The sequence below is a fragment of the Actinokineospora diospyrosa genome (genome assembly GCF_024171925.1).
In the GTDB taxonomy this organism is placed as follows: domain Bacteria; phylum Actinomycetota; class Actinomycetes; order Mycobacteriales; family Pseudonocardiaceae; genus Actinokineospora; species Actinokineospora diospyrosa.
Genome location: NZ_JAMTCO010000013.1, coordinates 40,721 through 55,773 on the forward strand (window position 1 = coordinate 40,721; position 15,053 = coordinate 55,773).

The window sequence follows — 15,053 nt, forward strand, 5'->3', positions numbered from 1 at the left end:
CTCGCGATGTACACCCCCTCGGACCTCGCCGACCTGCTCGACTGCGAGCACCGCAGCGTCCTGAGCCAGGCCACCGCCGCGGGACTGCCCGGCGCGCCGCAACCGGGTCCCGGCCCGGACCGGCTCACCGTCAAGTACGGCCGGGAGCACGAGCGGGCCACGCTGACCCGGCTGCGCGCCGAGCAGCACGCCGTCATCGAGATCGACTCGCGCGACCCGGTCACCGCCGCCGAGGAGACCGCCGAGGCGCTGCGCTCCAGTGCCCCGGTCGTCTACCAGGCCGTGTTCCACGAGGCGGGCCCCGACGGCATGACCGGCCGCGCCGACTTCCTGCTGCGCGGGCCCGACGGCCGCTACGAGGTGTACGACACGAAGCTGGCCCGGCACGCGCGTCCCGCCGCGGTGATCCAGGTGGTCGCCTACGCCGACGCGCTGACCAGGGCCGGGTGGCCCGCCGGGCCGGACACGCACCTGCTGCTCGGTGACGGCAGCCGCGCCACGTTCCGGGTGGAGGAGTTCCTCCCGCTGCTGCGCAGGCTGCGCGGCAGGCTCCTCGACCGCCCGCCGCGGCTGCCCGACCGGCTCTGGGGCGACGAACGGCCCGCTTGCTCCGGCTGCCCGTACGCCGAGCACTGCGCCGCGGGGCGCGCCGCGGATCGTGACTTGGCGCTCGTCGCGGGCATCCGTGCGGATCAGCGCCGGAAATTGCTCGACGGCGGCCTGGACACCATCGACGCGCTCGCGGTCGCACGTCCTGACGACCGACCCGCAACGTTGTCCGTCGCGTCCTACACGGCACTGCGCGCGCAGGCCGCGATCCAGGTCCGCCAGGACGCCACCGGTGAGGTCGCGTTCGAGCTCGTCGACGCGGACGCGCTCGCGACGTTGCCGCCGCCCAGCCCCGGTGACGTCTTCTTCGACATGGAGGGCGACCCGTACGCCTTCGGTGGCACCGGCCTCGAGTACCTGTTCGGCGCGGTCGCCGACGACCGGTTCACGCCGTTCTGGGCACACTCCCGGGCCGCCGAGCGGGCCGCGTTCGAACGGTTCGTCGACTTCGCCACCGCTCGGCTCACCGAGCACCCCGACGCGCACATCTACCACTACGCGCCCTACGAGTCGGCGGCCCTCAAGCGGTTGGCCGCGCTGCACGGCACCCGCGAAGAAGCCGTCGACATGTTGCTGCGCAACAACTCGCTGGTCGACCTCTTCGCTGTGGTGCGCAAGGGGTTGCGCGTGTCGCAGCGGTCGTACTCGATCAAGGCGCTTGAGCCGCTCTACATGCCCGAGGCCCGCGAAGGCGAAGTCAAGACTGCGGCGTCCAGCATCGAGGCCTACGAGGACTACCTGACGCTCACCAGCGCGGGGGAGACCGAGCGCGCGGACGAGGTGCTGCAAGGGATCGCCGACTACAACGAGTACGACTGCGTCTCCACGCAGAGACTCTTCGAGTTCCTGCACGAAGTCCGCGTCCGGGAAGGCATCGAGACCCGGAGCCCGGAAGTCAAGTCCGAACTGGACATTGGCCTGGATGACGTCAAAGCCGAGGAGCGGGCCAAGAAGGCCAAGGAGCTGGCGGACCTCGTCGACACGCTCATCGCGGGCTTGCCGGATGACCCGGCCGAGTTCAACGACGAAGAGCGCGCGAGGGCGTTGCTGGCCGCCGCCGTCGGGTACTACCGGCGGGAAAGCAATCCCGCGTGGTGGGAGTTCTTCCGCCAGCTCGCCGCACCGCTGCACGACCTGGAGGCCGACTCGGCGTGCACGGTGCCGGTGCGGGTCGTCGCGGGGGAGTGGGAGGCCCCGAAACGCCGCAACGGCAAGGCGAAGCGCGTCCTCCAGGTGACCTGCGACCCGGACCGGCCGCACCCGTTCACCGTCGGCGACCAGGTGCGGTTGCGCTACGGCGGGACGAAGGAAGACGGTGTGGTCAGCCAGGCGTCCAGCGACCACCTGGTGGTGCTGGAAAGCCGCGCTGTGGACGAGACCGACTCCGGTGTGCCGCAGGCACTGCTGCCCGGTGAACCGGTGCGAGCCGCGCCCAAGGACGAAGCGGTCCTGGAACTCGCCAAGTCGGTCGCGGACCTCCTTCCGTTGCTGCCAGCACACCCCGGCATCGACTTGTTGCTCCGCACCTCCCCCCGGTTGCGCGGGGGACGTACGCTCCCCGAACCCGGTGCTGACCTGGTCCGCACGGTGATCGAGACCGTGGACGCCCTAGACGGGTCCACGCTCGCGGTGCAAGGACCGCCCGGCGCGGGCAAGACCTACTTGGCGGGCAGGCTCATCGCGCACCTGGTGAAGTCCGGGCGCACCGTCGGCGTGACCTCCACCAGCCACAAGGCGGTGGAAAACGTGCTCAGTGCAGCGTTGTCCGCCGCGCCGGACCTCCCCGTCGCGAAACGACCCCGCGGCAAGGCTCCCGCGCCGGACGCCGCGTGGGACCAGCCGAAAGACTTCGCTGCCCTGGCCCGATGGCGCCAAGAGCACGACATGGGCCACCTCGTCGGCGGCACCGCGTGGAACTTCGCCAACAAAACCCTGCGCGCTGAACCCTTCGACGTCCTCATCGTCGACGAAGCAGGCCAGTTCGCCCTCGCCGACGCCCTCGCGGTGTCCACTTGCGCCCGCAACCTCGTCCTCCTGGGCGACCCGCGCCAGCTACCCCAAGTCGTCCAAGGCACCCACCCCGCAGGCGCCGATGCGTCGGCCCTTGGTCACCTCCTCGGCGAAGCCGACATCATCCCACCAAACCTGGGTTTCTTCCTCGACCAAACCCGCCGCATGCACCCCAACGTCTGCGCCCCTGTCTCCCGCCTGTCCTACGCCGGCCGCCTGCACGCACACCCCAGCGCGGCCGACCGCTCCATCGACGGCATCACGGCGGGCCTGCACGTCCTTGAGGTTGCACACAAGGGAAACACCACCCGGTCCACTGAGGAGGCTGAGGCCCTCGTCGCCCTCATCGCCACCCTCCACGGCCGCCCCTTCCGCGACCAGGACACCACCCGCCCGCTGACCGACGACGACTTCCTGGTGGTGGCCCCGTACAACCTCCAGGCCAGGGTGGTGACCCGCGCCTTGGCCGAGATCGGTCACCCCGACATCCGCGTCGGCACCGTGGACCGCTTCCAAGGCCAAGAAGCCCCGGTCGTGATCGCCACCATGACGTCGTCCTCGGCCGCCGACCTCCCCCGCGGACTGGACTTCCTGCTGTCGCGCAACCGGCTCAACGTGGCGCTCTCCCGAGCCCAAACCCTGGCCGTCCTGGTCTGCTCGCCGCACCTCGTCGAGGCCGACATCCGGACCACGCAGCAGATGCGCCTGGTCTCCGGCATGATCGGCCTCTTGGACGACGCCACCCCGTGGTCTAGCTGAGGAAGAACTCCACCAGGTCGTCCACCAGTGCCTGCGGCTCCTCCACGGCCGCGAAGTGCCCGCCGGAAGGCATTTCCGTCCACCGCCGCACGTCGTAGAGCCGTTCCGCCCATGACTTCGGCATCCGACCGTGATGGGCGAACTCGTTGTCGAACAACCCGATCGCCGTCGGCACCCGTACCCGGTCGTCGGCGGTCAGCGCGTCGTAGAGGTCGCGGTTGTCGTGGAAGTCGCGCATCGAGTCGGTGATCGTGTTGGTCACCCAGAACAGCGTCAGCGTGCTCAACAGCAGATCCCGGTCGAAGCGCTCCAGATCCCCGCCGCAATCCGACCAAGCCCGCCACTTCTCCAACACCCACGCCGCCAACCCCACCGGCGAGTCCGACAACCCGTACCCGGCGGTCAAGGGAGTCGTCGACTGCAGGAGGTTGTAGCCACCGGCCCGCGCCACGAACTCCTCCTCGTGCTCGACGAGCGCCCGCTCCGCCTCGGTGAGCGGATCCGAGCCGGGGCCGAGGTAGGGGTCCAGCTCGAGGTTGGTCAGGTGGATCCCGATGAGGTCGTCCGGGTGGTCGAGCGCGAGGAACGTCGTGACACCGGAGCCGAAGTCACCACCGTGGGCGGCGAATCTGCGGTAGCCGAGGCTGTGCATCAGTTCCCGCCAGAGCCGGGCGGTGTCGCGCAGGGTGTGCTGCTGGTCCGGCCGCGTGGTGAACCCGTAGCCGGGCAGCGAGGGGACGACCACGTCGAAGCCCGCCTCGGTGAGAGGGCGGATCACCGGCAGGTACTCGAGGAACGTGCTGGGCCAGCCGTGGGTCAGGATGATCGGGACGCCGTCGCGTTCGGCCTTGTGGTGTATGAAGTGGACGTCCGCAGTGGACAGCGCGACCTGGAAGTGCTGGTAGGTGTTGATGTGCGCTTCCTGGCCCCGCCAATCGAACTTCTCCGCCCAGTGCGTGGTGATCTCACGCAAGTAAGCCGGATCCACGCCCTGGGACCAGCCGACGCCAGGGGGAGTGGTCGGCCACCGGGTGTGCCTGAGTCTGGTGCGGAGGTCGGACAGCTCCGAGTCGGCGAGGGCGACCTGGAAGGGGCGTGGCGGCATGGTGACGACCTAGCGGTGCGGTAGAAGGGAAACCACCACCAGCGGCCGCCTGCTCCGGGGGGTGAACAGGCGGCCTGGGTGGGGTCGAGGTGCGGATCAGCCGCAGGCCACCGGCGGCTCGGCGACGTCATCGCGCGGCCGGGCCGCGATGGCGGCGACGGTCTCGTCGATCTTGGCGAGCAGCGCGGCGTCATCCACCAGCTCGCCCCCGAACGCCTCCGTGGCGAACTCGATCTTGCGCTCGTTCGTCACCGCGCCCGGCCGGTACGAGGTCCTGCCCAGCACTTCCTGCACCGCCTGCTCGAACGCGCCCACCGCGTGGTCGACCTCGGCGTCCCCCCAGGCTGCGGTGATCATCTGCGTCCCGCTGTCCTCGAAGTACACGCCGTGGGCGAAGGCGGCCCGGAAGATGTCACGCGCCAGGTCATCCGACTCCAAGATGACGTCGAACATCATCGGCGGCCCCGCGACGTGCGCCGGAATGCCAGCGGCCGTAAGCACATCATGCAGCCCGGCCCGAAGCTGCGCCCCGATCTGCTCGGTACGGGCGTGCACCGAACCATCCGCCACCACGTCCAGCACAGCCAGTGCGGCAGCCATCGGCGGAACCTCGCGGGTGTAGGTACCGCAGATCCCTGCCTTGTCATAGGAGTTGATGACGTCCGCGCGACCCAGCACCGAGGCGATGCTGTGACCGTTGCCCAGGCCCTTGCTGATCGTCACGATGTCGGCCGGGACCCCACCGGTGCCGTTCAAGCCCCGGGCGCCCCACCGCAGCCCGGTGATCACCTCGTCCAGCGCGAACAGCACCCCGTGCGCAGCGCACAGCTCCGAGAGCCGCTGGTAGTACTCGACATCGAACCAAGCGGGCTCGGGTGTGACGAACACGCACGCGATGTCGTCGGCGAACTCCTCGAGCAACCGGCGCAGTGCCGTCTCGTTGTAGCCGAAGTTCACCACCCGGGTGCGCGACTCGAAGCCCATCTTCAAGTACGACAGGTGCCAGTCGTGCCAACCGTGGTAGCCCGAGGTCAGGACCAGGTCCCGGTCGGTGGCCGCGCGCGCCAAGCGGATCGCGGTGGTGGTCGCCTCCGACCCGGTCTTGCAGAACACGGCCTTCTCCGCCGCCGGGTACCGCCGCGTCAGCCGGTCGGCCAGCTCGATGCGCTGCGGCGACAGGGTCGTGGCGAAGACCGCGCCGTGGTTGCGGACGGCGTCCACGACGGCCTCGACGACCGCCGGGTGCTGGTTGCCGAGCAGCAGGGCGCCGCTGGCGGCGGTCACGTCGAGGATGCGGTTGCCCTCCACGTCGCGCATCCAGGAGCCCTCGGCGGCCTCGATCACGACCGGGAAGCGGCTACCGATGTCGTACTGCTCGGCGGCGGTGACCCGGCGGGCGAGCTCCAGGCTCTCCAGGTTGCCTCTGGCAAGGATGTCGGTCATCTACGGATTCCTCCACTGCTGCGACGTCGAAACTCGCCGAAGGCAAGGACACCAACGGTTTTCGGTCAGGGTAGGCGACGATCCGGCGGCCCGGGATCCCCCGCACGGACGCACTCCAGGGTAGACGGTGCGCGGCCGCGGTGGGGCCGTTTCACTGGCACGAGTACACCGCCCACCCCCAGTTCTCCCCGGAACCCTCAGCCAGCAAACGGAAACCGGCCTCCTCGACCAGTTCCGGGTACTCGGGGCTGTAGTACAACAGGTACAGCCGCCGCGGCTGCGCGCGCACCGCGTCGTTGAGGTTCGCCAGGACGCGGGTCATCACCTGCGGCCCGAACGGGTTGAACATGTAGATGACCAGATCCCCGTCCGGCACCACCCACTCCGCCGCGTCGCACGCCTCGACCCGCACCACCGGGGCCTTGACCGGACCCGTGTACCGGATGACGTTCTCCCGGGCGACCTCGACGAGCGCGGGGGAGAAGTCGACCCCGACGACTCGCCGGAACGGGTGCGCGGCGGCGAGCAGCACCACCCGTCCCTTGCCGCACCCGAGGTCGACGAAGGTGAACGAGTCGTGGTCGAGCTCGCCGAGCGAGTCCAGCGTGGCGGTGAACTCGCACTCGCGGGTCGGCCAGTAGTGGATGGCGTCCGCGCCGTTGGCACCGAGACCGGCCAGGCTGCCGATCCCGACCATCCGGCTGGTCTCGGTGCCGAACCGCTCATCGAACCGGTCGGCGCGTTCATGCCGTTTGGCCCGGTAGTAATGGGTGAAGTCGATGACCGCCTCCCGCGGCCCCCACGCGCGCAGGGACTGCCAGAAGATGCGGACGTCCGTCCTGTCGAGCATGCGGTTCCTAGGCTGGGGTCTTGGCGCGCCGCGGCGCGACGAGGTCGGCGGTGATCGCGCTCGGCGGGTACAGCCAGGCGAGCAGGGGGCCCGCCATCGCGGTGGTGACCAGCGCCATGACGACCATCAACGTGTACAGCTTCGCGTCGAGCAGGCCGAGTTCGGCGCCGATGCTCAACACGATCAACTCGGTGAGCCCCCTGGTGTTCATCAATGTGCCGAGCACCGCGCTGTGCCGGGTGGACATCCCGCTCAGCCGCGCCGCGCCGAACGCGCCGAGGAACTTGCCCGCGATCGCGCACGCGAGGATCAGCGCGAGCTCGCCGAAACCGGCGGTGCTGAACGCGGACAAGTCGACTTTGAGCCCGGCGACGATGAAGAAGATCGGCAGCAGCAGCACGCCGTTGAGCTCGGCGACCTTGTCGTGCACCAGTTCGCGGGCGCCGTCGCGGGGCATCACCACGCCGAACAGGAACGCGCCGAAGATCAGGTGCAGTCCGATCCACTCGGTTGCGGCCGCGGACAGCAGGACACCGGCGATGACGACCGCGAGCGCGCCGGGGGTGAGTTTGCCCCGGTCGACCAACAGCCTGCGCAGCACCGGTTTGACGACCCACAGCATGATGGCCAGGTAGGGGAACACCAGCAGCACCAGCCACTGGTTGCCCTGTCCCTGCCCGGTCAGCGTGACGGCCACCGCGAGCAGCACCCAGGCGAACACGTCGTTGATGGCCGCGCAGGTCAGCGCGAGCGACCCGACCGGGGTGCGTTGCATGCCCCGGTCGGTGAGGATGCGCGCCAGCACCGGGAACGCGGTGATCGACAGCGCCACGGCGAGGAAGACGAAGAACCCGGTGCGCTGCGACGGGGCGTGCGCGTCGGCGAGGAACCAGGCGAGCAGCACGCCCAGCCCCAGCGGGAGCACGATGCACGCGGTGGACACGGCCGCGGCGAGCTTGCCCTTCCCGCGCAGCAGGTCGCCGTCGAGTTCCATCCCGACGACGAACATGAACAACGCGACACCGATGTTGGCCAGTGCGGAGAGGTCGGCGCGGATCGCGGTCGGGAACAGCCCGTCGGCGAGGCCGGTGTCGATCAGCAGCGGGAGCACGAACACCCCGGCGAGCACCTCGCCGATCACCGGCGGCTGGCCGAGCGCCCGCGCCCCGGCCCCCAGCGCCCGGGCGAGTACGATGATCAAGGCCAGGACGAGCAACAACGTGGTGGCATGACTGGTCATGGCGAACACACCATTCGACACACGCGGGTGAACCCCCGCCCCACACCGCCGCGGCGGGCCGCACGACCGGGTCCCCTCCCGGCCGCCCCCTCCATGAGCATCCAGCTCCGAGCCCGCGGCTCGTGGCGACTTCCCACGGTAGTGGCCGTGACCACCCCGGACAAGCGAAACGCGGCGAATGGCGCTGTCACCAGGCTCACCCCGCCACGGGGACCCGGTCGACGGCCACCAACCGCTCCAGGTCGAGCCCGGCCGAGGTCCACAGCCGCTCCCCGCCGCTGGCCCGCTCGTGCGCGCGCAGTACCGGCAGCACCTCGTCGGGCTCTTGCGACGGGAAGAACCGGACCCCCGTTTCCTTGACGTCCCACGCCACCGGCGCCACGACCGACCGGTGTCCGTGCCCACCGGACCCCAGCGCGTACGGCAGGTCCTCGTACCACACGACCGGCACGTCCACAGTGGAACAAGCGAGTCGGACGGCCTCGTGGTCCACGTGCCCGCCGACGGCCAGCGGCGCGAACACCACGTCGGTCGCCTGGCCGAGCGCGGCGCACAGCAGCTCCGACACCGCGGTGACCACCTCGGGTTCCGGGGCGGCGCCCATCTCGGTCTCGTCGGTGAACCCGCGCAGGCTCGCGTCCGGCAGGTCGTGCCGGAGCAGCCGCACCCCCGCCCACGCGGCCCAGGCGTCCTCCTCGACGGCCCGGACCGCCGTGGCGGTGTCCGACCCGTGCGCGGGGTGCCCCGGCGCGTACCGGGTCCGCCCGAAGAAGGTCACCGCCGACAGCTCACCGCGCAGCCGGGCCAGGGTCCCGCCCAGCGACCACGCGAGGTCGTCCGGGTGGGGGGACAGCAGCAGCACCCGAGTCACGAAGCCCCCTCAAAAGAACTCGTCGAGCAGCCAGTAGTAGTGCGCGCGGACCTCGTCCACCTCGACCCCGTACGCGGCCAGCACGTCGGGCCCGGCGTCGCGCAGCAGGATCGCCAGGTCCCGCCACCGGTCGGCCATCCCGAGCCTGCCCACGTCGATCACGCCGGTGACCTCGTGCGTCCCCGGGTCGACCAGCACGTTGTCGAGCCCGAGGTCCCCGTGGCACACCACCAGGTCCTCCGGTGGCGCGGGCAGCGACACCAGCTCGTCCAGCAGCTGTTGGGCGGTCCAGCCCTCGTGTTCGGGGTCGAGGTCGTTGAGGTCCACCAGCGCGCCGGACACGGCCCGGCGCGCCCAGTCCACGGTCACCGCCAACGACCCGTCGAACGGGCACGGCGGCGAGGAGTGCAGCGACCGCGCGAACTCCGCGACCGCCGCGACAGCCAACCCCCGGTCCGGTGCCTCGCTCGCCGGGACACCGGGCACGGCGGTCATGACCATCCACGACACCTCGTCGGTGGAGCCGACCTCGATGACCTCCGGGACCGGGAAACCCTTGTCCCGCAACCACCCCAGCCGCGCCGCCTCGGCGGACGGGTTGAACCGGAAGTCGTCGGAGCGCCGTGGGGGAGTGGTCTTGACGTAGAGCGTCGCCCGCCCTTCCACGCGGTAGATGCGCGTGCCGTAGGAGCGGGTGGCGACCGTCCGCCACGTGCCCCGCAGGTTGAGGGCAGGGGGTGGGGTCATCCGGACACCCTGGTGGCGGAGGTTCCCGGGGACGGGTCGCGGCGGGCCATGAGCTCGACGGTCTCCTCGATGCGCGCGAGCACCGGCGGGGTGTCGTGCAGGGACCCGCCGAACGCGTCGAGCGCGAAGCCCAGCCGCAGTTCCTCCGACAGCTCACCCGGTTCGATGTCGGTGGTCGCGGCGACCTCGCGCGCGCCCTGCTCGAACGCCTCCAGCGCGTGGTCCACTTCGGCCTGGGTGAACGCGGCGGTGACCATCTGGGTGCCGCTGTCCTCGAACCACGCGCCGTGCCCGTAGGCGGCGGCGTAGATGTCCCAGGACAGCTCCTCGGACGGGGTGACCACGTCGAACATCATGTTCGGGCCGGTCACGTGCGCGGGGATGCCGACCGAGCGCAGCACTTCGCGCATGCCGTCCTTGAGCGCCTGGCCCATCCGCTCGCAGTGCTCGTGCACCGACCCGTCGGCGATCTCGTCGAGCACAGCCAACGCGGCGAACATCGGTGTCAGCTCGCGGTTGTAGGTGCCCGCGATCCCGGCCGCGTCGTAGTAGTCGATCACGTCCGCGCGGCCGAGCAGCGCGGCGATGGAGTGCCCGTTGCCCAGGCTCTTGCTCATCGTGATCATGTCCGCGCGCACCCCGCCGGTGCCGTTGAGCCCGCGCGGGCCCCAGCGCAGCGCGGTGATCACCTCGTCGATGATGAACAGCACCCCGTGCCGCGCGCACAGTTCCGAGAGCCGCCGGTGGTAGGCCACGTCGAACCAGGCTGGCTCGGGGGTGATGATCACGGCTGCCACGTCGGCGCCGAACTCGTCGAGGTAGCGGTTGAGCGTGGTCTCGTTGTAGCCGAAGTTGGCGACCCGGGTCCGCGGGTCGTACCCCATGTTGCGGTACGGGCGCTGCCACTCGAACCAGCCGTGGTACCCGGCGGTGAGGACGAGGTCCCGGCCGGTCGCCGCGCGGGCGATCTGGATGGCCGCGGTCGTCGCCTCGGAGCCGGACTTGCAGAACACCGCCTTCTCGCCTGCCGGGTAGCGCTCGCACAGCCGCTCGGCCAGTTCGATGCGCTGCGGGGTGATGGTGCTGGCGTAGACCACGCCGTGGTCGCGCACCGACCGCACCACCGCGTCGACGACGGCCGGGTGCTGGTTGCCCAGCAGCAGCGCGCCGCTCGCGGCGGTCACGTCCAGCACGCGGCGGCCCTCGACGTCGCGCATCCACGAGCCGACGGCGCTGTCGAACACCGAACCGAACCGGGTGCCGATGTCGAACCGCTCGGCGGCGGTCACCCGCCGCGCGCGCTCGATGGTCTCCCGGTTGGACCCGGTGACGATGGTGGTCATCTGCAACCTCTCCGAACGGTCCCGGCGCCCGGGAACCGGTGCGGGAAGGTGGGAACGGTCAACGCGGGGACCAGATCCGGCCCCGGTGCCCGCGGACACTACCCGAGCGGGCGCGCGCGCATCCAGGTTTCGCGCACAACGCCTCCGGTCAGCCCAACCGTCGCGTCCGAACGCTTCCAGTTGCGGTGAAACGCCACGGTAGCCAGGGGAAGCGGGGTAGCTTGGTCCAGAAGGGACCGTCCCGCGAGGAAGGCTCATCCATTGGTCGCGCCCGAGTTGACCCTGCCAGCACACAAGCCCGAGGCCTTTCTGGACCGCTGGGTGTACGACAACCCGGCGTTGGCGGACCGGCGCGCCCTGTTCACGCGCTGGCTCACCGATCCGACGCCGCGCGAGGACATCGCCGAGCAGCTGGGGATCCCGCTCGGTGTGTTGCTGAGCTCGTTCAACGCCACCGCGCCGCTGGGTGATCCGCTCCCGTTCGGTTACCGCGCCGTTCCTTTCGCGACCGTGGCCATGGCCGGGACCTGCGACGACATCGCCGACGGGCGGTGGCCGCTGTTCGGCGCGCCGATGACGCTGCGGTGTTACTTGCGTGACCTTTCCCTGTTACCGCAAGACATGGTCGAGGCCGCGGACTGGAACTTCATGGACGCGGGCTTGCCCGGCTTCCTCGGCTACCTCTACGGCGGGGTCCACGACGGAACGCTCTACTTGGCAGGACTGCAAAGCGACCTGGGCGTGCGGTACAGCTACCTGTTCCAGGGGCGCGGCGGCGGGACCGAGGTCCGTGTGGGTGATGATGTGGTGGTCCGTTCGGCCGAGGAGATGGTCGCGGCCTACGGGGAGTACGTCCCGGTGTTGCGCCGCACTTTCCAGCGCTACTGGATCCAGATCATGTTGTCCGCGGCGGTCACCTGGGCCGAGTCGGCTGGTGTCGACCGGGTCGGCATCCTCCGTTTTCCCTTCCGTTCCGAGGAAGACGTCCAGGGGCACGTGGTCCGGCGGGTCTACGCGGAGCTCCCCGATCGGATCTCCGGCCAGGACGAGACCGTGTGGGTGGGCGATGAGAGCCACGTCTACTCGGTGGCCCCCATCACCTCGGTCACGTCCTACTTGGGTGCCCGGTTCACCCGACCCTGAGAGCTAGTCGCCCCTGGATCTCGGGACTGTGCAAGCCCGAATCGATGCCGTAGTCCGTCGCCAGCAACCGGTGCGCCGTCCGCAGCGCGACAGCCTGGATCGTCAGCGTCGGGTTGGCCCCACCGGGGAACGGCAACACGGCCCCATCGCCGACGAACACGTTGTCCGTGTCGTGCAGTCGACCGTCCGCTGTGGTCACACTTGTGCGCGGATCCTCGCCCATCCGGCACGTTCCGTGCAGGTGGCTGCTCCCCAACGCCCACCCGGACGCTTCCCGCACCGTGACGCCGCACCCGGCCGCCTCCAGCATCCGGGTGCCCTGGTTCATCATGTACTCCAACCGGGCCAGGTCCCGCGGGTGCGCTTGGTAGTCCATCACCACGTCGGTCACCCCGTGTGCGTCCGTGCCCGTTCCCAGCCGAACCCGGTTCGTCGTCTGCGGTTCGTCCGGCACCAACGCCTCGATGCGCACCAACTGTTCGGTCGACCGCAGCTGGAACGGGCGCTCCGGGCGGGCCTCGTACAGCAACCCGCCGATACCGCCCGGCGCACCAGGATCCTGGTAGAGGTCGGCCACCGCGCACGTCGAGAACGGCCCCAGCCCCATGGTTTCCCCGCGGAGCTCGCCCGCCCCGTTGTACCGGTACCCGACCAGGTACTCGCTCAACTTGAAGCACAACCCGCGTCCGACGAGGTCCTCGGTGTTGCCCAACCCGCCCGGGTAGCGGTCCGCAGTGGACCGGAGCAGCAGCGCCGCCGTCTGCACCGCGTTGGCGCACAACACAAACCGTGACGCGCGGAACCGGTACCGCTCGCCGCTGTCCATCCGCACGCACTCGAGCGCTGTCGCCTGCCGCCCGTCCGACAGCAGCCGCACAGCCTTCATGCCCGCGAACAACCGCGCGCCGTGGCGCAGTGCCGGGTCGAGGAACCGCGTCGAATCACCCTTGGCGCCCAGCGGACAGGTCCGGCAGATGCACGGAGCGTCCGCCGCACATCCCGGGAGACCGTTGTGGGGTTGGCTGTTGAGCGCCAGGGGAGTGGGGAACGGCGTCCACCCGAGCGCGGTCGCGCCCTCGGCCAGCAGCGCGCCCTCGGCGGAGCGGGCGACCGGCGGCATCGGGTACGGCCTGGTCGCGGGCGGCAGCGTCGGGTCCGCGCCCGCCAGGCCGGACACGCCGACCAGGTGCTCGACGGCGGTGTAGTACGGGTCGAGCTCGGTGTGGTCCCAGGGCCAGCGCAGCGGCAGTTCGGTGCGCCCCAGCGCGGTCTCGGCGTCGAAGTCCACCGGGCGGTTGCGGAAGAACGCCCCGCCGAAGAACAGCGTGCCGCCGCCGACGTTGCAGGTGGTCCACGGGTAGCCGATCTTGCCCCAGGTGCCGTTCTCCTGGCGCACCCACGCCGGTTCGGCCGCGGCGAGCAGGTCGTCGTAGGTGACCCCGTCGCTGACGTGCCCGCCCTGCTCCACGATCACGACCGACAACCCGGCCCGGGCCAGCAGCCACGCGGTCGCCGCCCCGGAGGCGCCGCTGCCGACTACGCACACGTCGTAGGTGTCGGCCAGTTCGTCCGCTGTGGGGACGGGGCCGTAGCCCGCGATCACCCGAGCTCCGCGCGGCCGTTGTCGTCGGCGCCGGTCAGCACGGGTTGCCGTTCCTGCACGACCTCCAGCGCCTCTCTGATCTCCGAGAGCAGCACCGCCACCAGCGGCAACTCGGGATCGCCCGCGGGCGAACCCAGATCGCGCAGCAGGACGAACGCGATCGACTCGGTGCACGGGGGTAAGTAGCCGCGCTTGTTGTCGTCGCGCACGACGTCCATGACGGTGTCGACTGTGATCCCCTCGGGCAGCCGCAGCGGTGCGCCCAGCGCGCCGACGACCTCTTCGTGCAGTTGGACCACGTCCTCGGACAGCCAACCGCGGCGATGGGCGATCGTGGCGGCGACGACCATGCCGAACGCGATCGCTTCGCCGTGGCTCACCCCGTCACTGCCGCGTCGGCGGTGGTCGGCGAGTTCCACCGCGTGCCCCACGGTGTGCCCGTACTCCAGCACCAGGCCGGTCCGTTGCTCGCGCGCGTCGTTGACGGTGACGCTGCTCTTGGCGCGCACGCTCTCGTCCAGCAGCCACAGCAACGCCTCCGGCGCGGAGAGCTCGCCGTCGGCCAGGACCGCGCGCAGCCGGGGGAGGGTCTGCGGTCGGATGGCCAGGCAGTTCTTCGCCGCCTCGCACAACCCGGACCGCAGTTCGCGGTCGGGCAGGGTCGCCAGCAGCGCCACGTCGGTGAACACCGCGTACGGCGGCAGGTAGGTCCCGATGTGGTTCTTGCCGATGGTGCTGTTGATGGCCTGCTTGAGCGAGAGCACCGAGTCCATCGCGGCGGTGGTCGTGGTGGGGATGTGCACCAGCCGCACGCCGCGGAACAGCAACGCGGCGATCACCCCGGCCAGGTTCCCCGGGACGCCGCCGCCGAGCCCGATCACCACCGACCGCCGGGTCGCGCCCGCGGCCAGCACCCGTTCCAGGTCCGCGGTGAGCACCGGCAGCGTCTTCATCGACTCCCCGGGCGGGTGGCTGATCACCTCGACCCTGGCCAGCGCGCGCAGCCCGGGCAGCAGCGCCTGGCCGTGCAGGCCCAGCACCGTGTCGTCGGTGACCACGACGAACAGGTCGGTGTCGAGCGCGGCCAACTCCTGCAGCACCAGGTCGAGGCAGTCGATCCCGTAGTAGTAGGGGTAGTCGGTGTCGCCGATCCTGATCCGCTGGACCTGCCAGCCGCCGGGGACCGCCCCGGCGTCGCGAGTCGCCATCTATCATCTCCCATTCGCCCAGTGGTCAACGCGAATTCGGTCTCGTCGTCGGTCGGGGGTGAGTCCGAATGGTCTACGGTTCGTCGCCGGTCGAACTTCCGCGGCCCAATTGCACGCAGCAT

The 15,053-nt window shown here is 70.5% G+C and carries 11 protein-coding genes; 2 read left to right on the forward strand and 9 right to left on the reverse strand.

The genetic code is table 11. The annotated features are described in order from the left end of the window. Positions 1–6 precede the first annotated feature (6 nt). On the forward strand, positions 7–3,378 hold the full coding sequence (locus tag LV75_RS25180; protein ID WP_253889482.1) for a TM0106 family RecB-like putative nuclease: 3,372 nt from the start codon (positions 7–9) through the stop codon (positions 3,376–3,378). Here LV75_RS25180 and LV75_RS25185 read toward each other — a convergent pair. The 7 genes from LV75_RS25185 to LV75_RS25215 all read right to left on the reverse strand — a co-directional run bounded on the left by LV75_RS25185 (position 3,371) and on the right by LV75_RS25215 (position 10,977). Next, positions 3,371–4,483 (reverse strand): epoxide hydrolase family protein, encoded by a 1,113-nt coding sequence (locus tag LV75_RS25185; RefSeq protein WP_253889483.1) that lies wholly within the window; start codon positions 4,481–4,483, stop codon positions 3,371–3,373. The two genes, LV75_RS25180 and LV75_RS25185, sit on opposite strands and share 8 nt — an antisense overlap. A gap of 96 nt (positions 4,484–4,579) precedes the next feature. After that, on the reverse strand, positions 4,580–5,926 hold the full coding sequence (locus tag LV75_RS25190) for an aminotransferase class III-fold pyridoxal phosphate-dependent enzyme (RefSeq protein ID WP_253889484.1): 1,347 nt from the start codon (positions 5,924–5,926) through the stop codon (positions 4,580–4,582). 151 nt (positions 5,927–6,077) lie between these two features. Continuing rightward, positions 6,078–6,776: a class I SAM-dependent methyltransferase gene (locus LV75_RS25195; RefSeq protein WP_253889485.1), complete on the reverse strand. Its 699-nt coding sequence runs from the start codon at positions 6,774–6,776 to the stop codon at positions 6,078–6,080. Between the two features lie 7 nt (positions 6,777–6,783). Then, positions 6,784–8,016: a cation:proton antiporter domain-containing protein gene (locus tag LV75_RS25200; RefSeq protein ID WP_253889486.1), complete on the reverse strand. Its 1,233-nt coding sequence runs from the start codon at positions 8,014–8,016 to the stop codon at positions 6,784–6,786. 196 nt (positions 8,017–8,212) lie between these two features. After that, positions 8,213–8,887 (reverse strand): PIG-L deacetylase family protein, encoded by a 675-nt coding sequence (locus tag LV75_RS25205; RefSeq protein WP_253889487.1) that lies wholly within the window; start codon positions 8,885–8,887, stop codon positions 8,213–8,215. A gap of 9 nt (positions 8,888–8,896) precedes the next feature. Then, a complete protein-coding gene (locus LV75_RS25210) occupies positions 8,897–9,634 on the reverse strand; it encodes an aminoglycoside 3'-phosphotransferase (RefSeq protein ID WP_253889488.1) in 738 nt (245 codons plus the stop codon). Beyond that, positions 9,631–10,977, reverse strand: a complete 1,347-nt coding sequence (locus LV75_RS25215; RefSeq protein ID WP_253889489.1) for an aminotransferase class III-fold pyridoxal phosphate-dependent enzyme — start codon at positions 10,975–10,977, stop codon at positions 9,631–9,633. The genes LV75_RS25210 and LV75_RS25215 overlap by 4 nt, the downstream gene beginning before the upstream one ends. Before the next feature lie 321 nt (positions 10,978–11,298). On the opposite strand from LV75_RS25215, the gene LV75_RS25220 reads away from it, so the two are divergent. Continuing rightward, a complete protein-coding gene (locus LV75_RS25220) occupies positions 11,299–12,120 on the forward strand; it encodes a hypothetical protein (protein ID WP_253889490.1) in 822 nt (273 codons plus the stop codon). On the opposite strand, the gene LV75_RS25225 is transcribed toward LV75_RS25220, so the two are convergent. Continuing rightward, positions 12,107–13,723, reverse strand: a complete 1,617-nt coding sequence (locus LV75_RS25225; RefSeq protein WP_253889491.1) for an FAD-dependent oxidoreductase — start codon at positions 13,721–13,723, stop codon at positions 12,107–12,109. The two genes, LV75_RS25220 and LV75_RS25225, sit on opposite strands and share 14 nt — an antisense overlap. Then, on the reverse strand, positions 13,720–14,931 hold the full coding sequence (locus LV75_RS25230; RefSeq protein WP_253889492.1) for a 2-deoxy-scyllo-inosose synthase: 1,212 nt from the start codon (positions 14,929–14,931) through the stop codon (positions 13,720–13,722). Before LV75_RS25230 ends, LV75_RS25225 begins: the two co-directional genes overlap by 4 nt. Positions 14,932–15,053: the final 122 nt, after the last annotated feature.